We start from the raw sequence: 20,632 nt of genomic DNA, 5'->3' as shown, positions 1-20,632 counted from the left end.
CTCCCCTTCCGGGGCGAGGGACGGATCATGCCTCCACCGGCGGCGCGGTGACGATAGATTTCAGATCCGGGCGCGGCGTTACCAGCGTCGCCATGTCCGGCTTCGGGCGGGCGAGGCCGGGGATGGAGGCGAAGGCGCTTTCCAGCGCCTGGGCGGCGTCCAGCAACTCCAGATCGCCGCGGAACCGGCCGATGACCTGAAGACCAAACGGCATGCCGTTGCCATCGACGCCGCAGGGCAGCGAGATCGCCGGGTTGGTGACCAGCGTGATGAAATAGGTCAGCGACAGCCAGTGGTAATAATTGCGCAGCTTCTGCCCCTCCAGCTCGGTCAGGTAGAGCTGGGTCCAGGGGAAGGGGCTGACCGGCGTGGTCGGCGCGATGATCAGATCGTAATCCTGGTAAAGCGCCTGGAAGCGGCGGAACAGCCGGGTCTGCTCGGTATGCGCCCAGGCGGCGTCGGCCATGGTCATCGCCGCGCCGAGTTCGTAATTGGCGATAATGTTCGGCCCCAGCTTCTCGCGCTCGGTATCGTAGGAATGCTTGTAGCGCGCGACGTAGCTCTGGGCGCGCACCACGTCGAACATGCGGTCGGCCTCGCCGAAATCGAAATCCAGCTCATCGCAGGATTTGAACAGCCGGCCCATCGCCTTCATCCGGGTGCGCATCAGCTGCTTGATGTCGGACGCCACCGGGCACTGGCCGAAATCCGCCGTCCAGGCGACGCGCAGGCGCGACAGGTCGAGCGGCCGGCTGGCCGAGGCGGCGACAGGATCGAGCGGCTGCGACAGCGGATCGCGATCGTCGACGCCGATCTGCGCGCCGAACAGCAGCCGCGTGTCGGCGACGGTGCGGCCCATCGGCCCCAGCACCGAGATCGGCGTCCAGCCCAGGCCGCGCCCGTCCATCGGCACCAGCCCCGGCGAGGGGCGGAAGCCGACGATGCCGCAGATCGACGCCGGAATGCGCAAGGAACCGCCGGTGTCGGAGCCGGTGCAGATCGGCAGCATGTCGCAGGCCAGCGCCGCCGCCGATCCGCCCGAGGAGCCGCCGGCATTCAGCGTCGGGTTGAAGGGGTTGCCGGTCGCCCCCCAGACCGGGTTGCGCGAATTCGCCCCGGCGCCGAATTCCGGCACGTTGGTCTTGGCCGTCACGATGGCGCCGGCCTTGCGCACCAGCGCAATCTGCGCCGAATCCCGCGCCGGCACATTGTCGCGGTAGAGCGGCGAGCCATGGGTGGTCAGCAGCCCCTCGGTATCCTGCAAATCCTTCACGCCCAACGGCAGCCCGTGCAGCGGCGGCAGCTCTTCGCCGGCCAGCACCGCCGCCTCGGCCGCCTTGGCCTCGGCGCGGGCGCGCTTATAGCCCTTGGCGGCGATGGCGTTCACCGCCGGGTTCACCGCCTCGATGCGGGCGATGCAGGCTTCCAGCAGCTCGACGGGGGAGACGGATTTCGTGCCGATCAGCCGCCGCAGCTCGACGGCGGACAGCGCCAGAAGCGCATCGGAGGACATGGGACAGTGCCTTCTATTGAGTGGGCGTCAGGGGGGCGAAATCGGTACCGACCGGCCGGCGGATACAGGCGACTTGATGGCCGGGGGCGACCTCCAGCAATTTCGGGTCGACCGTCTTGCACTCCGCGATGGCGTAGGGACAGCGCGTGTGGAAATGGCAGCCGCTGGGCGGCTTGGCGGGGCTGGGCACGTCGCCGGGCAGGATGATGCGCCGCGCGCGCTTCCTGGCCGGGTCAGGCACCGGGGCGGCCGACAGCAGCGCCTCGGTATAGGGATGCAGCGGCCGGGTGAACAGCGTGCGCTTGTCGGTCAGCTCCACCACCCGGCCCAGATACATGACGGCGATGCGATGGCTGATATGGCGCATCACGCCGAGATCGTGGCTGATGAACAGATAGGCGAGCTTATATTCCTCCTGCAGATCGATCAGCAGATTCAGCACCTGGGCCTGCACCGAGACGTCCAGGGCGGAGACCGGCTCGTCGGCCACGATCACCTCGGGATTGACCGCCAGGGCCTTGGCGATGCCCAGCCGCTGGCGCTGGCCGCCGGAGAATTCATGGGTGAATTTGCGCATGTTCTCCGGCCGCAGGCCGACGCGCTGGAACAGGCTGGCCACCTGTTCGTCCTTCGCCTTGCCGCGGGCGAGGCCGAAATTCTCCAGCGGCTCGCCGACGATATCGCCGGCCCGCATGCGCGGGTTCATCGAGGAATAGGGATCCTGGAACACCGTCTGGATCTGCCGGCGGTGCGACCACATCTGGCCTGGACTGAAATCGGTGACATCCACCCCGTCCAGCAGGATCTCGCCGGCGGTCGGCTCCAGCAGCTTCAGCACTGTCTTGCCGACGGTAGACTTGCCGCAGCCGGATTCGCCGACCACGCCCAGCGTCTCGCCGCGCCGGATCGAGAAGGTCACGCCGTCGACCGCGCGCACCGTGCCGGTCTGGCGTTGCAACAGCCCGCCATGAATCGGGAAATGCTTGACGAGGTTGCGGACCTCCAGGCTCGGCTTGTCGTCGCTCATGCCGCTTGCTCCAGAACGCGGTCGGTGTGCCAGCAGGCGGCGATATGGCCGGGGCGGTTCTCCACCAGGGGCGGCCGCTCGGCGGTGCATTTCTCGGTCGCGAAGGGGCAGCGCGGCGCGAAGGCGCAGCCGGGGATCGGCTGGGTCAGCACCGGCACCATGCCGGGAATTTCCTGCAGCCGGGCGCGGCGGCCCTCCGCCTCGGCATCGATGTCGAGGCGCGGAATGGCGCGCATCAGGCCGCGCGTATAAGGGTGCATCGGATGGGCGAACAGCTCCCCCACCGTCGCCTCCTCCACCTTGCGGCCGGCATACATGACGACGACGCGCTGCGCGGTCTCCGCCACCACGCCCAGATCGTGGGTGATCATGACGATGGCGGCGTCGATCTTCTCCTTCAGCTCCAGCATCAGATCGAGGATCTGCGCCTGGATCGTCACGTCCAGCGCCGTGGTCGGCTCGTCGGCGATCAGCAGCTTCGGTCGGCAGGCCAGCGCCATGGCGATCATCACGCGCTGGCGCATGCCGCCGGAAAGCTGGTGCGGGTACTCGTCCAGCCGGCGCTTGGCGTCGGAAATCTTCACCAGCTCCAGCATCTCCTGCGCCCGGTTCAGCCCTTCCTGCCAGGACACGCCAAGGTGCCGCACGACATTCTCGGCAATCTGCGTGCCGATGGTCAGCACCGGGTTCAGGCTCGTCATCGGCTCCTGGAAGATCATCGAGATGTCGTGACCGCGAATGCCGCGCATCTGCTCTTCCGTCAGCGTCGTCAGCTCGCGCCCCTCGAACTTGATAGAGCCGCTGACGATGCGCCCGGTCTCGGCCTGGATCAGCCGCAGGATCGACATGGCGGTGACCGACTTGCCGCAGCCCGATTCGCCGACGATGGCCAGCGTCTCGCCCTGGTCGAGGTCGAAGGACACGCCGTCGACCGCGCGCACCACGCCGTCTTGGGTGAAGAACTGCGTGTGCAGGTCGCGTACTTGCAGAATGCTCACATGCGCCTCGATAGCCGGGGGTCGAGCCTGTCGCGCAGACCGTCGCCTAGGAGATTGACCGCCAGCACGGTCAGGGTGAGGAAGGCGCCGGGGATCAGGATGCTCCAAGGCGCGATCTGGAAGAAGGCGCGGCCCTGCGAGATGATGTTGCCCCAGCTCGGAATCTCGGGCGGTACCCCGGCCCCCAGGAAGCTCAGCCCCGCCTCCACCAGCATGGCCGAGGCGCAGACATAGGTCGCCTGCACGATCAGCGGCGCCATGGTGTTGGGCAGGATATGGCGGATCAGCAGCTTCGCCCCGCGCGTGCCGCCGGAAATTGCGCTCTCGATATAAGGCTGGCTACGGATCGACAGCACGACGGAACGCGTGAGGCGCACCACGCGCGGCACCTCCGGAATGACGATGGCGACCAGCACGATGCCGAGGCCCGGCCGGGTCAGCGTGATCAGCGCGATGGCTAGCAGGATGGAAGGGATCGACATGATGCCGTCCATCACCCGCATGACGATGGCGTCGACCTTGCGGAAATAGCCGCACAGCAGCCCCAGCGTCAGCCCGATCACGCTGGCGAAGGCCGCCACCGACAGCCCGACCACCAGCGACACCCGCGCGCCATGGATTGTGCGGGCAAACACGTCGCGGCCATACTGGTCGGTGCCGAACCACCAGCGCTCCGACGGCGGGCGCAGCCGCTGCGACGGGGTCAGCTTCAGGGGGTCGCCAGTGATCCAGGGGGCGAGCGCCGCCAGCGCGACCAGGATCAGCAGGATCGCGCCGCCGAAGAAGATGGTTGGGTTGCGCCGGATCGCCGTGCCGGTCTTCGCCAGCAGCGATGGCGCGCGCGGGACCGCGGCGTCGGTAACGGCCGCCATCGCTCAGAAGCCTCCGCGGCGCAAGAGCGAGGATGATTTCACAGCGATTTCAGTTCGTTGAGCCATCAGTCCAGACCTGCCCCCGGTTTATAAGCGCTGCCTTAAGACAGCTTGTTCTTGTAAAGTATGATGACAAAAAACCGGTGGGGTCAATCCGCTGGGTCGGGAAAAGACGGCGGCGCCAACGCAACCCCGCGATTGTTTCGCGCGCCGTCGCCGCCTATGTTGAGGCAATCTCAAAGTAAGGTTGCTTTCCATGCCGACGCATAAACACACCAAGCTGCTCATCATCGGGTCCGGCCCAGCCGGCTACACCGCCGCCGTCTACGCCGCGCGCGCCAATCTGCATCCCATTCTGGTGCAGGGCCTGCAGCCGGGCGGCCAGCTCACCATCACCACCGATGTGGAGAATTACCCGGGCTTCGCCGAGGCGATCCAGGGCCCGTGGCTGATGGAGCAGATGGAGGCGCAGGCGCGCCATGTCGGCACCGAGATCATCTTCGACATCATCACCGAGGTCGACCTGACCCAGCGGCCGTTCCGCGCCACGGCGGATTCCGGCGACAGCTTCACCGCCGACACGCTGGTCATAGCCACCGGCGCGCAGGCGCGCTGGCTGGGGCTGGAATCGGAGAAGAAGTTCCAGGGCGGCGGCGTCTCGGCCTGCGCCACCTGCGACGGTTTCTTCTTCCGGGGGAAAGAAGTGGCCATCGTCGGCGGCGGCAATACGGCGGTGGAGGAGGCGATCTACCTCACCAACCACGCCACCAAGGTGACGCTGGTCCATCGCCGCGACAGCTTGCGCGCCGAGAAGATCATGCAGGAGCGGCTGTTCCGCAACCCGAAGGTCGAGGTGATCTGGAACCAGGAAGTGGTCGAGGTGCTGGGCACCGAGAATCCGAACCAGGTGACCGGCGTGCGCTTGCAAAATACCCAGGATGGCAGCCTGCGTGAACTCGCCGTCGACGGCTTCTTCGTCGCCATCGGGCACGATCCCGCCACGTCCCTGTTCAAGGGCAAGCTGGACATGGATTCGGAAGGCTATATCATCACCAAGCCTGATTCGACGGAGACCAGCATTCCCGGTGTCTATGCCGCCGGCGACGTGAAGGACAAGGTGTTCCGCCAGGCCATCACCGCGGCCGGCATGGGTTGCATGGCGGCGCTGGAGGCCGAGCGTTTCCTTGCCGCCACCGAGCCCGGCCATATCGCAGCCCCCGTCGAGGATGCAGCCACCGTGGCGGCCCAATAGCCGCCACTAACGCCAAACCTTTGCCGTGCAACGGTTTTAGTTGCGCTCGCACCTCTGGGTAGTCATCATCCTGTCATGGATTGGGATAAACTCCGCGTCTTTCACGCGGTAGCGGAAGCAGGCAGCTTCACGCACGCCGGTGAAACATTGAACTTGAGCCAGTCAGCCGTCAGCCGCCAGATCAGCGGGCTGGAGGAGCGGTTGCGCGTGCCGCTGTTCCACCGCCATGCGCGCGGCCTGATCCTGACCGAGCAGGGCGAAATTCTCTACCGCACCACGCGGGAGATTTTCTCCAAGCTGGCCATGACCGAGGCAATGCTGTCGGAAGGCCGCGAAAAGCCGAAGGGGCCGCTGAAGATCACCACCACTGTGGCCTTCGGCTCCACCTGGCTGACGCCCAACATCAAGAATTTCGTCGATTCCTACCCGGAGATTGCCGTCACCCTGCTGGTCGACGATGACGAACTGGATTTGTCGATGCGCGAGGCCGACGTGGCGATCCGCATGGCGCCGCCGCGCCAGCCGGATCTGATCCAGCGGCATCTGATGAACATCCATTTCCATCTGTTCGCTTCGCCGGCCTATCTCCAGCAGTTCGGCGAGCCGAAGACGCCGGGCGACCTGGCCAAGCACCGGCTGATCATCTATGGCGAGCGCACCCACCTGCCCTTCCCGGACGCCAACTGGCTGCTGCATCTGGCCAAGCGCGAAAGCGGCGTTACGGTGGACCCGGCGCTGACGGTGAACAATTACTATGCAATCTACCGGGCCTGCATGACCGGAATCGGCATCGCCGCCCTGCCGGACTATATGGTCCGCCAGGGGTCGGAATTGCAGCAGGTTCTACCGGAGGTCGAAGGGCCGCAAGTGCCCGCCTACTTCGTCTATCCGGAAGAATTGCGTAATTCCAAGCGCATAACTGTTTTGCGCGAATTCCTCCTGCAGCAGGTTGCCGCCGAGAACTTCTAATATACGGGCTTCGTCTTAATTATTTTGCAACACTCAGCCCGTTGCCATGCACACGCCGCATGACGGGACTGATATTTTATGCATGGAATTTCGGCACGCCGAAGCCTATCTCTTAATCACTTCGATGTTGCGTTGCAACATCCACCGAACCTGGTTCGGTGAGGGTTCCTCGGAACCCACGTCTCCCAGACGTGAAGCCTCCCTGTTCAACTTGCCGGCAATCCTTCGATTGCCGGCATTTTTTTGTGCTCGGCGAGAAAGTCCGCTCAGACGCATGCCCGCGCTCGCTACACAGAAACAGGCACACTCATAGGCGGTATTTTCTCCTCAAGCACACCCATACTTGTTGCCATCATTTAAACCTGCCAGACTTCACCAGAAGTAATGGGGAGGGGAAAATGGCAGAACTACCGAGTATGTTGTCTCGCGGCGAGAGAGCCCGTTTATTTCCTGTACTGGCTGACACATCACGAGAGGGTAGAACCCTCTCTATTTTCCTGTCTTGTTTTGAGACGGTCGATGAGTTTGGAAGATCATTGCTAACAAGCATCGACGCCCCCATACGGGCACGCACAAAGATCGAGACATTTACAGAAGTTGTTCTAAAGAAAAACGAAAATGGGTCTTCGGCACGTCCGGACGGTCTTATCTTACTCAACAATGGTTCAAAGCAATGGACCGCTCTTGTAGAAGCGAAGGTTGGGAATTCCGATCTCACGATTGAGCAAATAGAAGCGTACTTAAACTTAGCGAAAGCCAACAGTATCGATGCGCTCATAACCCTTTCAAATCAATTTACGCCACTACCGACCCATCATCCTCTAAACGTCCCCCCCAATCGTCGTAAAGTTGAACTTTATCACTGGTCCTGGATGTATGTAGTCACACAGTCCACTCTGCATTTAAGTGATGACGAGGTTTCGGATCGCGAGCAGCGCGTTATCTTGCGGGAAATGAATCGCTTCCTTTTGCACCCAAGTTCGGGAGTAAAAGGCTTCGATCAAATGCCTGCAGCCTGGACTGAGGTTGTCTCAAAGGTCATTGCAGGGGCACCAGTTGCGGTGAATGCCACTGAAACACAGGAGGTGGTAGGCGCATGGCACCAGGAGATCGGGGACCTTTGCTTGGTATTGAGCCGCCAGCTAGAAACATCTGTTAAGGTAAAAATGTCTCGTTCTCATGCAGCAAACCCAGTGGAACGTCAAAGGGATGCTCAACGGACACTAGCGGAGCAGGCCCAATTAACAGCTATTCTAGAAGTGCCCGATTGCGCAGCTCCAATCCATATTTGCGCGGACTTTAAGGCGCGCGCCTTGACCCTCTCAATCAAACTAAAGGCACCAGAAGATTTGAAAAGCGCGAAAGCTAGGTTGAACTGGCTACTCCGGCAACTTCAAAAATCGGAACCGTCCGGACTGCATATTCGGTGCTATTGGCCAGGTCGTGCGGCTTCCACTCAACATCCGTTGGCAGCACTGCGAGAGAATCCCGACCTACTCTCTATCGAGCGCCCTGGATTGGTATTGCTGTCATTTGACATCGTTATGACAAAGGACTTAGGACCCCGGTTCGGTCAGCGGAAGAATTTCATTTCCGAACTTGAAACCATTGTCCCCGATTTTTATTAGCAGGCAGCCGAACGTCTAAAAATTTGGCAACCGCGAGCGCCACGCCTCAAGGAAGACCGAAAAGACGCGGAAGATGTCGGAACGGCGGCGCTGAGAGAAGAAACCGAGCAAGATGCACTTGCTGGGGAAGCTTAGCTCCCAATTAAGCACCATCAAGCATTATCGTTAATCACTTACACAAAGAAGCAGCGGAGGCCCAAACGGACTCCGCTGCTTCTTCTGGGCCTCAAGCCCGGTCAGGCTGCGCGGCCGAACATCGCGCCCAGCGTGGCGCGTAGGCGGGCGATCTGGTCGGCGGGGGCCGAGAATTGCAGCCGCAGCCCCTCGGGCGACGCCTCCAGCACCGTGCAGGGCAGGGCCTCGCGAAATCCCCCGCTGCCCAGCGTCAGGGTGCCGCGCGCGCCGGCGGGCACATCCGGCACGCCGGAGACGAGCGCGCCCCCCTCCGACAGGTTTTCCAGCTGCCCCTGGACCGTGCGGCCGGGCAAGGCCAGGGTGCAGGGCGCATTGAACGGGACGCGCTCCAACTTGCGGCGGTCCACCTCGCTCATCGAGGTACGCACCACGCGCACCAGCACCTGGCGCAGGCTGGCGATGGCCTGGGCCACCTCGGCCGCGGTGTCGCGCACGGTGGCGGCACGGGTGCCGGAGGAGCCGGCTTCGTGCGAGACATCGTCGATCCGGGCGGAGACCTCGCGGGCAGCCTGGGCCGCCTGGGTGATGTTGCGGCTGATCTCCTCCGTCGCCGCCCCCTGCTCCTCAATCGCGGCGGAGATCGCGCTGGAGATGTGGTTCATCTCCTCGATGGTGCTGCCGATCTCGCGCACCGCATCGACCGAGGTGCGGGTGACCGACTGGATCTCGCCGATCTGCCGGCCGATCTCCTCGGTGGCCTTGGCCGTTTGGCCGGCCAGATTCTTCACCTCCGACGCCACGACCGCGAAACCCTTGCCGGCTTCCCCGGCGCGCGCCGCCTCGATGGTGGCGTTCAGCGCCAGCAGGTTGGTCTGCGCGGCGATGTCGGAGATCAGCGTCGCGACCTCGCCAATGCGCATAACCGCGTCGGACAGGGTGGCGATGGTCCGCTGCGTCCGCTCGCCGGTCTCGACCGCGCGCCGGCTGACGCTGCTGCCATGATTGACCTGGACGGAAATCTCGCGGATCGACGCCGCCATCTCCTCCGCCGCCGAGGCAACCGTCTCGGCATTATGCAGCGCCTGCTGCGCCGCGGCGGCGACGCCCTGGCTGTTCATCGAGACATTCTCGGCCGATTGCGCCATGGAACCGGCATGCAGGTCCATCGCCTCGGTCCGTTCCGACACGCGGTCGACCGCGCTGCGGGTTTCCGACTCGACCTTGGCGGCCATCGCCTCCAGGGCTGCGGCCTTCTGTTTCTCGGCGGCGGCGCGCTGCTCTTCCTGGGCGGCGCGCAGCTGTTGCGCCTCCAGCCCATGCGCCTTCAGCACATCGATAGCGCGCGCCATCTCGCCGATTTCATCGCCCTTCTGCGTGAAGGGCACGTCGATGCTGTACTCATCGGCCGCCAATACGCGCAAAGTGGCGGTCAACCGGTCGATCGGCCTGGTTACGCGGCGGATCACGATCAAGAAACCGAAAGCGGTGGCGATCAAACCAAGCCCGACCAGGATTTCGGCGATCAGAACGGCGCTCTCGTCCCGCGCATGTGCTTCCTCGTAGATTTTCTCGGCTTCGACAGCTTGAATCAGGGCCAAATCGCCGATCTTCTCGGTCAGCGGATCAAGCGTCTGGTACAGTCGGTTTTTCACCAGATCGTCCAAAGCCGCCGCATCCTTGCGCTGAAGGATGGCCCCAAGGTCCATGACCAGCTTATCGGCCGGGCCGAGCAGGGATTGCGCCTCCGTCAGAAGCTTCTTTTCCGACGCGACCATACGAGTACCGGCTGCGTATAGCGGCCAGGTCTTCTCTATCCGGGCGACCGCGTCGCGCACGGACGCCTGGCCTTCTTCCCAACTGAAATTTCCGTTGCGCACCTTGTGACTGGCGTCGACGATGAAGACGGCATAATCGTCCGAGACTGCTTTCAGCTGTTCCAGCGGCAAGACACGGTCGTTATAGACAAGGCGCAGCCCTTTATCGGCGCCACGTAACGAAACGACATTGGTCACGCCCGACGCCAGCAATATGGCGCCCAGCCCGAACAGGACGCCCATCAACACCATTTTGACGGAAAGCTTCATAACCGCCTCTCAATTAATATTAGGATAAGGGCATACCCCTCACCCTCACGTTACCCATACACTCCATAAGTTAAAATTTTATTCATATGTCCCCTAAGCCCGCCCGGATGAAACCAAACGCCGCCGCCACCGTTTCACCATGACGCCATTACCGGCGCTCAAGCACGGCGAGAGGAAACAGGCCATGGTGGAATGGTGGGCGGGCATCTATGTCCCGACCGAGATGCCGACGATGATCTTTGTCGGCCGGCTATTGATCGCCGCGATCCTCGGTGCGTTTATCGGCATCGAGCGGGAATCCAAGGATCGGCCGGCGGGTCTGCGCACGCATATCCTGACCTCGGTGGCGGCCGCGACCTTCACCGTCATCACGCTGGAGATCGTGCATTCCGACCTTTTGAACGACGATAATGTGCGGGCCGACCCGGTGCGCGTGATCGAGGCGGTGACGGCCGGCGTGGCATTCCTGGCCGCCGGCGCGATCATCCAGGGCCGGGCGCGGGTGCAGGGCCTGACCACGGGGGCCGGCATGTGGCTGGCCGGCTCCATCGGCGTGGCCTGCGGGCTGGGCTATATGCTGATCGCGGCGATCGCCACGGTTATCGGATTGATCGCGATGGTCGGCCTGCGGCAGTTCGCCCACCCCGCCAAGCAGCGGCGAATCGAGGAGCAGGGGGAGGAATGACCGCCGCTACTGGCTGGCCAGTATGTGCTGGCGGCGCGCCTCGTAATCCTGGGCGCTGATCATTTTCTCCTCGAACAGATGGCGCAGCACGCGCAGTTGCAGCGCCGCCTCCTCCTTCGAGGCCGGTTCGGCCAGATAGACTTTCGGCTCCGGCGCGGGCGCAGCACCCGGCATCGGCGCCAGCGATTGGGCCGGCATGGCGGGAGGAGGCGCGGGCCGGGCGGGCGCGGACATTGCCGGCGGGGCCAGCGGGGTTGCCTGCACCAGCACGCGCGGCATCGGCTCGGCCGGGCCGGTGGCCAACGGCAGCATCAGGATGCCGGACAGAATCGCTTGCATGCCAGTTCCTCCCTGGGTGTCGATTCTAGTGCCAGCTGGCCAGCGCCGCAATCGGCAACCAGAAGGGAACCAAGCCATAACTTTCGCGTTTTATTGTCAGTGAAACAATTTCGATGGCCCGCCAAAGGGCCAGGAGAGAAAAAATGACGGGCATGCGCCTTATCGGTCTCGTTCTTCTCGCCGTCGGGGCGATTCTGCTGGTGTTCGGCCACAATGCCTCCGAGGCGCCGGTCGACCAGCTCTCGAATGCCCTGACCGGCCGCTATACCGAAGACACCATGTGGTACATCATCCTGGGCGTCGTCGCCCTGGTAGCCGGGGGCGGGCTCGCCCTTTTCGGCCGGCGGATCTGATCCGCCGCTTTCTCTGTCTCCTCCCTGTTCGACTTGCCGGCGATCCCTCCCAGGGTCGCCGGTTTTTTTACCGGGCGTTAACCCTTCACGCGCTAGCAAGAAACGATCACGGCTACAGGCGGGGGAAGAGCCGATGAACATATCCGTCCAACGCACCGTCCTGGACCGCATCACGGAAATAATCGAGCGCGCCAGCCTCAGCGCCGATTTCCGCGCCGAATTGCTGGCCGCGCCCCATGCCGTCCTGGCGGAGGCTGGCATCGAGATATCGCCCGGGCTGGAGATCATCGTCGAGTCGCTGCCGGCGGGCCGCGCCCCTGTGGCGATGGACCGGCGCGCCAACCCGACGGCGCTGTATTTGCCGATTCCGCTTTCCGACGACGCTGTCTTGGCGGACGACGCGCTGGAGGATATCGCCGGCGGCACGGCGCTTGCCGGCTTCACCGTGCAGGATTACGCCGCTTTCTTCGCCGACAGCCTAAACGCGCGTGGTGGGGGCGTCACATGAACAGCTTCTCGCCTTCCATGCCCTTGTAGAGGTCGCCGACGAACTCGGCATAGCCGTTATGAAGCTGGGTCGGCACCCGCTCGTCCGAGCCCAGCAGGCGTTCGGTCGCCTGGCTCCAGCGCGGGTGCGACACTTCCGGATTCACATTGGCCCAGAAGCCGTATTCACGCGCCTGCAGCGCCTCCCAGTACCCCACCGGACGCTGATCGGTGAAGGTGAAGCGGACGATGGATTTCACCTGCTTGAAGCCGTATTTCCATGGCGTGATGAAGCGCAGCGGCGTGCCGTTCTGCGGCGGCAGCGGCTTGCCGTAGATGCCGGTGGCCAGCAGCGTCAGATCGTGGGTCGCCTCGGCCATGGTCAGCCCGTCGACATAGGGCCAGGGATACCAGCTCTGCTTCTGGCCCGGCGCTATGGACGGGTCCATGAAGGTTTCCATGCGGACATATTTCGCCCCCGACAGCGGCTTGGCGATCTCCACCAGCTTGCGCATCGGAAAGCCGGTCCAGGGCACAGTCATCGCCCAGGCCTCGACACAGCGGAAGCGATAGACCCGTTCCTCCAGCTTCACCTGCTTCAACAGATCGTCGATGGCGATTTGCTGTTCTTTTTCCACCATGCCGTCCAGCGTGACGGTCCAGGGGCGGATCGGCAGCTTCTGCGCCGCGCGTACGATGTTCTTGCTGGAGCCGAATTCGTAGAAATTATTGTAGCTGGTCGCCAGCTCCTCGCTGGTCAGGTCGCGGTCGACGCGGTAGCGCATATTGCGCTGCGCGGGATACAGCCCGGCGGACGGATCGTCCATCGGCGCGGCCTCGCTGCCACAGGCCGTCAGCCCCGGCGCGGCGGCGGCCAGGATGGAGCCGGCGGCGATGCCCTTCATCAGCCGGCGGCGATCCCGGAAATGGGTTTCCGAGGTCACGGCCGATTCCGGCATCTCCCAGCCGCGCTTGCGCTTTATCAGCATGGTCATGTTCCCGTGCGCTGTGTCTTTGCATCAACATAGCCCTCGGGCCGCCGCGGGCAAATCACCAGATGGTGAAATGCCCGTGAGACGGGCCGACGGCGAGCCGTGCCGACGGCGCATGATCACGCCTGGGCCAGGAACTTCTTGTAATCCTCCGCCACCTCGCGGGCCGAGGCCGCGACCAGGCGTTCGCCATGCTCCGGGCGGGCCATCGTCGGGTCGGAGCCGATGCGGCCGTCGGGATAGAGCTTGCGGTAATCGTCGGCATCGGCGAAGGCGCGGGGCGCGCGGCCGGCCTGCTTCATCTCCTTATGCTTGATGTGGTCGGGATAGGCGAACTGCGTCACCGACACCTCGCTGGCCGTGGCGTGCGATCCGTCCCTGTCGCCATACAGCTCCTTGGAGAGCGCCTGCACGCCGGGCGTGTCCCACCAATTCTTCAGCGTGCAGCGCACCTGCGGCCGGTTGGAGCCGGGTATGGCCAGGCTGTAATCGGCATAGATCTCCGCGAAGGCCGCGCCGATGGTGGCGATGTTGCCACCATGGCCGTTCAGGAAATAAAACCGCTCGAACCCGTTGCGGGCCAGCGAGGCGACATAATCCTCGATGATGGCGATCAGCGTCGTCGGCCGCACCGTGACCGACCCGGCGAAGCCCAGATGATGCTGCGCGTTGCCGATGGAGATGGTCGGCCCGACCAGCGCGCCGGTCTCGTCGCCGACCGCCTTGGCGATCACTTCCGGGCAGATCGCGTCGGTGCCGATCAGCCCGTTCGGGCCGTGCTGCTCGGTCGAGCCGATCGGGATGATGATGCCTTTGGAGGTCTCCAGGTAACGCTCGACCTCTTCCCAGGTGCTCAGATGCAACTGCATTGGCGGTTTCCTCGTGTCGGATGCGGAACAAGCCGAAACAGTGACACGGCTGCGCCGCGCTTGTCAGCGGCTGCTTCGGAACGTCTGTATGCACGCATGACATGACCGGCGGCGATTGCGCCCGCCCCGGCCGGCGGCTAGCGTGTTCGGCGAAACCCTCTTCCGCAATTCGTGGGACCAAGATCATGACCGAGAAGAAGAACCGCCAGATCACCCTGGCGTCCCGCCCCGTCGGCGAGCCGACGCCGGAGAATTTCAAGCTGGTGGAAACCGCCATCGGCGCGCCGGAACGCGGCCAGGTGCTCGTCCAGTCGCTGTATCTGTCGCTCGATCCCTATATGCGCGGCCGCATGAGCGCGGCGAAATCCTACGCGGCCAGCACCGAGATTGGCGATGTGATGACCGGCGGCGTGGTCGGCCGCGTCGTCGAATCGAAGCATGCCGGCTTCAAGCCCGGCGATATCGTGAACGGCACCATCGGCTGGCAGGAATATGGCCTGCTGGAAGGATCGGAGCTGCGCAAGATCGATCCTTCCCTGGCGCCGATCTCCACCGCCGTCGGCGTGCTGGGCATGCCGGGCCTGACCGCCTATTTCGGCCTGTTCGAGATCGGCAAGCCGCGGCCGGGCGAGACGGTGGTGGTCTCCGCCGCCTCGGGCGCTGTCGGCGCCGTGGTCAGCCAGCTCGCCAAGATCGCCGGGGCGCGGGTGGTCGGCATCGCCGGCGGGCCGGACAAATGCGCCTATGTGAAAGACGAGCTGGGGGTCGACGCCGTGATCGACTACAAGGCGGAGAAGGACCTGGCCGCCGCCCTCGCGAAGGCCTGCCCGGATGGCGTCGACGTCTATTTCGACAATGTCGGCGGGCCGGTGACCGATGCGGTCGCCACCCTGTTCAATCTGCGCGCCCGCATGGTCGTGTGCGGCCTGATCTCGCACTACAACATGCCGAACGGCTATTCCGGCCCGTCCATCCTGCGCTCGGTGCTGACCAACCGGGTGACCATTCAGGGCATGATCGTGTTCGACTGGCACAGCCGCTGGCCGGAGGGCCTGGCGCGCCTGGGCCAGTTCGTGCGCGACGGCAAGCTGAAATACAAAGAAGACATCGTAGCCGGGCTGGAGAATGCGCCGGCCACCTTCATCGGCATGCTGAACGGCAAGAATTTCGGCAAGACGCTGATCAAGATCGCCGAATGAGCCTGGCGCTGCAGCGGCAGGCGGCGCTGGCCGAGGATTTGGCCGCGCTTGCCCGCCTCGATCCGGATATCGCGGCGGCGGCGGCACTTGTCGGCCCGCCGCCGCCGCGCATCCTGGAGCCCGGATTCGCCTCGCTGCTCGGCATCATTGTCGAGCAGCAGGTATCCGTCGCCTCCGGCAAGGCGATCCAACGCAAGCTGCTGGACGCCTTCGGCACGGTGACTGCGCAAGCCGTGTGCGCCGCCGACGACGCCACCCTGCTGGGCTGTGGCCTCAGCAGGCCGAAGCTGCGCTATACCCGCATCCTGGCGCTGGAAGTGGCGGAACGCCGGCTGGCGCTGGACGATCTGCACGAACTATCCGATGTGGAGGCGATGGCCCGGCTGACCGCGCTGACCGGCATCGGCCGCTGGACAGCGGAGATTTACCTGATGTTCGCGCTCGGCCGGCGCGATATCTGGCCAGCACTCGACCTGGCCCTACAGGTCGCCGCCCAGCATCTGAAGCGATTGCCGGAACGGCCCGGCGCCCGGCTGATGGATGCCACCGCCGAATGCTGGCGGCCCTATCGCAGCGCCGCCGCCCTGCTGCTCTGGCGCTATTATCGCCATCTGCGCGCGCGGCCCAGCACGGCGGATTTATAAGCATGCCGGGAGCATCGGGAAATTCTGACCAAATATTTCCCTACGCCCTTATTCCAGGTAGCGTAAATGCATCTGATTCTTTAAAGTTTCGGCAATGGGACGGATTTCATATTAATTGCTGGCAATATATGACCGCTACCGCTGCCCCCGCTCGATCTTCGCTTGCCGTCTCGATTGTCGGTGGCTTGACGTCTTTATCCCCAAGCTGGCGGTAGGCGATGCCGACCCGTATTCACCCCCTGCCGCCCAGCCTCGATATGGAGGGGCTGCTGATCGATGCGCTGGAAAGCGTCGATGAGGGGTTCGTGTTTTTCGACGCCGACGACCGGCTGGTGCTTTGCAACGAACGCTATCGGCAGCTTTACCCGCACCTCGCCCCGCTCTGCCAGCCCGGCACGCCCTATCGCGCCCTGCTGGAGATCGACGCCGGCGACAAGCGCGAGGCCGGGCTGCTGAGCGACACGGAAAGCTGGATCGAGGAGCGAATCGCCCGGCACAATTCGCCCTCCGGCCAGATTGAGCAATTGCAGAGCGACGGCCGCTGGGTGCAGATCAGCGAGCACAAGACGGTCGATGGCGGCAATGCCGGCATTCATCACGACATCACCGACATCAAGCAGCGCGAGGAGCAGTTGGAGCGCTATTCCAACATGCTGCGCGACACGCTGGAGAATATCAGCCAGGGCATGGCCGCCTACGATCGCGACCATCGCATGACCCTGTGGAACGAGCGCTATGTCGAGCTGATCGACCTGCCGCCGCAATTCCGTACCGTCGGCACGCCGCTGGTGGACATCATCCGTTTCTGCGCCGGGCGCGGCGATTACGGCGCCGGCGATTCCGAGACGCTGGCGCGCGACGTCTATCAGCAGCTCACCAATTCGCGCGGCCACATCTATGAGCGCCGCACGACGCGGGGGCGGATGCTGGAAATTCGCGTCGTGCCGATCCGCGATGGCGGGCTGGTCGCCACCTTTACCGACATCACAGAGCGCAAGCGCGCCGAAGAGGCATTGCGCGAGAGCGAGGAGCGTTACGCCCTCGCTGCCGCCGGGGCCAATGACGGGCTTTGGGACTGGAACCTGGAAGCCAACCGCATCTTCTTTTCCCGACGCTGGAAACAGATGCTGGGCTTCGCCGACCCGGAGATCGGCGACGGGCCGGAGGAATGGTTCAGCCGCATCCACCCCTACGACGTGCAGCAGGTGACCGCCCAGCTCGACGCGCATCTGGCCGGCGCGCTCTCGCATTTCGAGAGCGAGCACCGGATGCTGCATGAGGACGGCACCTACCACTGGATGCTGACCCGCGGCCTGGCGGTACGTGACCGCAACCATCGCGCCTACCGCATCGCCGGCTCGCAGACCGACATCACCGCGCGCAAGCTGGCCGAGGAGCGGGTGCAGCACGATGCACTGCACGACACGCTGACGGGCCTGCCGAACCGCGTGCTGTTCATCGACCGGCTGCGCCAGACCGTGGCGCGCGGCAAGCGCAGCGGCACCCCGGCCTTCGCCGTTCTGCTGATCGATCTGGACCGCTTCAAGGTGGTGAACGAGAGCCTGGGCCATATTCGCGGCGACGAGTTGCTGGTGCGCACCGCCCGGCGACTGGAAGAGGCGATCCGCGAGGGCGACACGGTGGCGCGCCTGGGTGGCGACGAATTCGCCGTGCTGCTGGAGGATACCAGCTCAAGCGTCGAGGCTGCCGCCCTGGCGCACCAGATGCTGGCCGCAATCTCCCTGCCGCTGGACCTGGACGGCAAGGAGATCGTCACCACTGCCTCCATCGGCGTGGCGCTGTGGGATCCGAACTATGGCGGGCCGGAGGATATTCTGCGCGACGCCGACCTGGCCATGTACAGCGCCAAGAGCGAGGGCAAGGCGCGCGTTGCACTGTTCCACGCCACGCTGCACACCCGCGCCGTCGCCATGCTGGATCTGGAGAGCGACCTGCGCCGCGCGCTCGACCGCGACGAGATGGTGCTGCATTACCAGCCCATCGTGTCGCTGGATACCGGGCGCATAGCCGGCTTCGAGGCGCTGGTGCGCTGGCGGCACAATGATCACGGCGTGATCTCGCCGCTGGATTTCATCCCGCTGGCCGAGGAAACCGGGCTGATCGTGCCGATTGGCGAATGGGTGCTGCGCCGCGCCTGCGAGCAGATGGGCGCCTGGCACGCGGAATTCCCCGAGCGGATGCCGCTGCAGATCAACGTGAACCTCTCTGGCCGGCAATTCGGCAAGGTCGATCTGGTGCGCAGCGTGGTCGAGACGCTGCAGGCGGTCGGGCTGGACGGCTCCTGCCTGAAGCTGGAGATCACCGAAAGCGCGCTGATGGAGAACGCCCAGCGTTCCGCCAAGATGCTGGAGCAACTGAAGCAGTTGAAGATCAAGCTGTCGGTCGACGATTTCGGCACCGGCTACTCGTCGCTGGCCTATCTGCGCACCTTTCCGATTGACACCATCAAGATCGACAAATCCTTCGTCATCGACATGGTGACCAACCGCGACAATCTGGAAATCGTGCGCACCATCACGGCGCTGGCGCATAATCTGAACCTCGACGTCATCGCCGAGGGGGTGGAAACTCCCGAACAGCTCGCCCAGCTACGCGCGCTCGGCGTGGAATACGCCCAGGGCTATTATTTCTCCAAGCCGCGCGACGCCATCGCCGCGACCGAGCTGATCCGCCAGAACGCAAGCTGGTAGGCGCCCGCCATTTGCCGGTTTGACGCCATAATCCTGTCGCCTATTATCCTCTACGCGCCCTGCATCCTGTCGGCGGGGCGGTAATCCAGCCATCGCGACAACAGCCAAGAGGCGGTCCATCATGGGTCAGTTCGGCATCGGCCAGCCAATGACGCGCAAGGAAGACCAGCGCTTCATCACCGGAAAAGGGCGCTACACCGACGATATCGACCTGCCGGGCCAGGCGCATGGCTTCGTGCTGCGCGCGCCCTTCGCGCATGCCGACTTCACCATCACCGATATTTCCGCCGCCCAGGCCGCTCCCGGCGTGCTGGCGGTGCTGACCGGCGCCGACATCGCCGCCGACGGGCTGGGCGACATCCCCTGCCGGGTGCCGATCAAGAATCGCGACGGTTCGGGCAGCGTCATGCCGCCCTACCCGCTGTTGGCCCAGGGCACGGTGCGCCACGGCGGCGACGCGGTCGCCTTCATCGTCGCCGAGACGGTCGAGCAGGCGCAGGATGCCGCCGAGCTGATCGAGGTGGATTACAAGGATCTGCCCGCCATCGCCGACACCGGGGGTGCGATGGCGCCGGGGGCTGCCCAGGTGTGGCCGCAGGCGAAGAATAATGTCTGCTTCGATTGGGAAATGGGCAACGGCGCGCTGGCCGAGGAGAACGCCGCCAAGGCGCACCACATCACCCGCGTGCGGCTGGTGAATAACCGCCTGGTGGTGAACTCGATGGAGGCGCGCGTCGCGCTTGGCACTTACGATGCCGACAATGACAGCTATGAGCTGTATACCACCTCGCAAGGCTCGCACACGCTGCGCGGGTTGCTGGCGGAGAATATCTTCAAGGTAGCACCGGAGAAGATCCGCGTTGTCACGCCGGATGTCGGCGGCGGTTTCGGCATGAAGCTGTTCCTGTATCGCGAGCATGGGCTGGTGATGTACGCCGCCCGAAAGGTCGGCCGCCCGGTGCGCTGGGTCTCCAGCCGCTCCGAGGGCTTCGTCAGCGACACCCAGGGCCGCGACCATGTGACCGACGCCGCCCTGGCGATGGACAAGGACGGGAACTTCCTGGCCTTGCAGGTGCATATCACCGCCAATCTGGGCGCCTATCTCTCCAACTACGCAACCTTCGTGCCGACCATGGCCGGTTCCAACATGTATCAGGGGCTCTACAAGACCCCGGCGGTGCATGTGCATGTGCATGGCGTGTTCACCAACACCGTGCCGGTCGACGCCTATCGCGGCGCGGGCCGGCCGGAAGCCGCCTATCTGGTAGAGCGGCTGGTCGACAAGGCGGCCCGCGAGATCGGCCTGTCACCCGACGAAATCCGCCGGCGCAACTTCATCCCGCCCGAGGCGATGCCCTACAGCACCGCGCTGGGCGACGTGTATGACAGCGGCGAATTCACCGCGCATATGGAAAAGGCGATGGGCAACGCCGACTGGGCCGGCATCGACGCCCGCAAGGCGGAGGCGCGCAAGCGCGGCAAGCTGCGCGGCATCGGCATGTCGACCTATGTGGAAGCCTGCGGCGGCGGCTCCGACGAGACCGCCCGCGTGACGGTGAACGAGGATGGCACCGCCACCGTGCTGATCGGCACCCAGTCGAACGGCCAGGGCCACGAGACCGCCTATGCGCAGATCGTCTCCGAGCATCTGGGCCTGCCGCTGGAGCAGATCACGGTGAAGCAGGGCGACACGGCGGAGATCGCCACCGGCCGCGGCACGGGCGGCTCGCGCTCGGTGCCGGTCGGCGGCGCGGCGCTGGATGGCGCGTCGGCGCAGCTGAAGGAGAAGGCGCAGAAGCTGGCCGCCCATCTGCTGGAAGCGGCCGAGGCGGATATCGAGTATGACGACGCCGTGTTCACCATCGCCGGCACCGAC

The 20,632-nt window shown here is 64.4% G+C and carries 18 protein-coding genes; 10 read left to right on the top strand and 8 right to left on the bottom strand.

Annotated elements, in window-relative coordinates:
- Positions 1 to 25: 25 nt before the first annotated feature.
- Genes AUP43_RS14970 through AUP43_RS14955 form a run of 4 tightly spaced genes read right to left on the bottom strand, consistent with a single transcriptional unit; the run spans position 26 to position 4,410 of the window.
- Positions 26 to 1,513, bottom strand: coding sequence for an amidase (locus tag AUP43_RS14970; protein WP_067558826.1), 1,488 nt, complete (start codon positions 1,511 to 1,513; stop codon positions 26 to 28).
- Positions 1,514 to 1,526: 13 nt separating this feature from the next.
- The gene (locus tag AUP43_RS14965; RefSeq protein WP_067558823.1) at positions 1,527 to 2,540 is read right to left on the bottom strand and encodes an ABC transporter ATP-binding protein; all 1,014 of its coding nucleotides are present in this window, start codon (positions 2,538 to 2,540) and stop codon (positions 1,527 to 1,529) included.
- Positions 2,537 to 3,538, bottom strand: a complete 1,002-nt coding sequence (locus tag AUP43_RS14960; RefSeq protein WP_067558820.1) for an ABC transporter ATP-binding protein — start codon at positions 3,536 to 3,538, stop codon at positions 2,537 to 2,539. The genes AUP43_RS14965 and AUP43_RS14960 overlap by 4 nt, the downstream gene beginning before the upstream one ends.
- Positions 3,535 to 4,410, bottom strand: a complete 876-nt coding sequence (locus AUP43_RS14955) for an ABC transporter permease (protein WP_067558817.1) — start codon at positions 4,408 to 4,410, stop codon at positions 3,535 to 3,537. Before AUP43_RS14955 ends, AUP43_RS14960 begins: the two co-directional genes overlap by 4 nt.
- 256 nt (positions 4,411 to 4,666) lie before the next feature.
- Between AUP43_RS14955 and trxB the strand changes: the two genes are divergently transcribed.
- The 3 genes from trxB (at position 4,667) to AUP43_RS19105 (ending at position 8,259) form a co-directional block, all read left to right on the top strand.
- On the top strand, positions 4,667 to 5,662 hold the full coding sequence (gene trxB / locus AUP43_RS14950) for a thioredoxin-disulfide reductase (RefSeq protein WP_067558814.1): 996 nt from the start codon (positions 4,667 to 4,669) through the stop codon (positions 5,660 to 5,662).
- Between the two features lie 75 nt (positions 5,663 to 5,737).
- On the top strand, positions 5,738 to 6,631 hold the full coding sequence (locus AUP43_RS14945) for a LysR family transcriptional regulator (protein WP_067558811.1): 894 nt from the start codon (positions 5,738 to 5,740) through the stop codon (positions 6,629 to 6,631).
- 398 nt (positions 6,632 to 7,029) lie between these two features.
- Positions 7,030 to 8,259: a hypothetical protein gene (locus AUP43_RS19105; protein WP_157089374.1), complete on the top strand. Its 1,230-nt coding sequence runs from the start codon at positions 7,030 to 7,032 to the stop codon at positions 8,257 to 8,259.
- A 236-nt stretch (positions 8,260 to 8,495) separates the two neighbouring features.
- Here AUP43_RS19105 and AUP43_RS14940 read toward each other — a convergent pair whose 3' ends face one another.
- Positions 8,496 to 10,478 (bottom strand): methyl-accepting chemotaxis protein, encoded by a 1,983-nt coding sequence (locus AUP43_RS14940; protein WP_198154927.1) that lies wholly within the window; start codon positions 10,476 to 10,478, stop codon positions 8,496 to 8,498.
- Between the two features lie 184 nt (positions 10,479 to 10,662).
- On the opposite strand from AUP43_RS14940, the gene AUP43_RS14935 reads away from it, so the two are divergent.
- Positions 10,663 to 11,163 carry an MgtC/SapB family protein gene (locus AUP43_RS14935; RefSeq protein WP_067558807.1) on the top strand — a complete coding sequence of 167 codons (501 nt, stop codon included), beginning with the start codon at positions 10,663 to 10,665 and terminating at the stop codon, positions 11,161 to 11,163.
- A gap of 6 nt (positions 11,164 to 11,169) precedes the next feature.
- Here the strand turns inward: AUP43_RS14935 and AUP43_RS14930 are convergent, their stop codons facing one another.
- Entirely contained in the window at positions 11,170 to 11,502 is a 333-nt protein-coding gene (locus tag AUP43_RS14930) for a hypothetical protein (RefSeq protein WP_067558804.1), read from the bottom strand.
- A 143-nt stretch (positions 11,503 to 11,645) separates the two neighbouring features.
- Here AUP43_RS14930 and AUP43_RS14925 point away from each other — a divergent pair, with 143 nt between their 5' ends.
- On the top strand, positions 11,646 to 11,855 hold the full coding sequence (locus tag AUP43_RS14925; protein WP_067558801.1) for a DUF3185 family protein: 210 nt from the start codon (positions 11,646 to 11,648) through the stop codon (positions 11,853 to 11,855).
- 133 nt (positions 11,856 to 11,988) lie between these two features.
- Positions 11,989 to 12,363: a hypothetical protein gene (locus tag AUP43_RS14920; protein WP_067558798.1), complete on the top strand. Its 375-nt coding sequence runs from the start codon at positions 11,989 to 11,991 to the stop codon at positions 12,361 to 12,363.
- Here AUP43_RS14920 and msrP read toward each other — a convergent pair.
- Both msrP and AUP43_RS14910 read right to left on the bottom strand, forming a co-directional pair.
- Positions 12,356 to 13,330 (bottom strand): protein-methionine-sulfoxide reductase catalytic subunit MsrP, encoded by a 975-nt coding sequence (msrP, locus tag AUP43_RS14915; protein ID WP_067558795.1) that lies wholly within the window; start codon positions 13,328 to 13,330, stop codon positions 12,356 to 12,358. The genes AUP43_RS14920 and msrP overlap by 8 nt on opposite strands.
- A gap of 122 nt (positions 13,331 to 13,452) precedes the next feature.
- Positions 13,453 to 14,202, bottom strand: a complete 750-nt coding sequence (locus AUP43_RS14910; protein WP_067558793.1) for a creatininase family protein — start codon at positions 14,200 to 14,202, stop codon at positions 13,453 to 13,455.
- Between the two features lie 185 nt (positions 14,203 to 14,387).
- Here AUP43_RS14910 and AUP43_RS14905 point away from each other — a divergent pair, with 185 nt between their 5' ends.
- The 4 genes from AUP43_RS14905 to AUP43_RS14890 form a co-directional block, all read left to right on the top strand.
- Positions 14,388 to 15,401 carry an NADP-dependent oxidoreductase gene (locus AUP43_RS14905; protein WP_067558790.1) on the top strand — a complete coding sequence of 338 codons (1,014 nt, stop codon included), beginning with the start codon at positions 14,388 to 14,390 and terminating at the stop codon, positions 15,399 to 15,401.
- Positions 15,398 to 16,045, top strand: coding sequence for a DNA-3-methyladenine glycosylase family protein (locus AUP43_RS14900; RefSeq protein ID WP_067558787.1), 648 nt, complete (start codon positions 15,398 to 15,400; stop codon positions 16,043 to 16,045). Before AUP43_RS14905 ends, AUP43_RS14900 begins: the two co-directional genes overlap by 4 nt.
- 218 nt (positions 16,046 to 16,263) lie before the next feature.
- A complete protein-coding gene (locus tag AUP43_RS14895) occupies positions 16,264 to 18,756 on the top strand; it encodes a sensor domain-containing protein (protein ID WP_067558785.1) in 2,493 nt (830 codons plus the stop codon).
- A gap of 121 nt (positions 18,757 to 18,877) precedes the next feature.
- The coding region (locus AUP43_RS14890) for a xanthine dehydrogenase family protein molybdopterin-binding subunit (protein WP_067558782.1) at positions 18,878 to 20,632 on the top strand (1,755 nt) is incomplete at its 3' end.

It is taken from the genome of Oceanibaculum pacificum (genome assembly GCF_001618175.1).
Taxonomy (GTDB): Bacteria; Pseudomonadota; Alphaproteobacteria; order Oceanibaculales; family Oceanibaculaceae; genus Oceanibaculum; species Oceanibaculum pacificum.
This window is presented reverse-complemented; position numbering and strand designations above follow the sequence as displayed.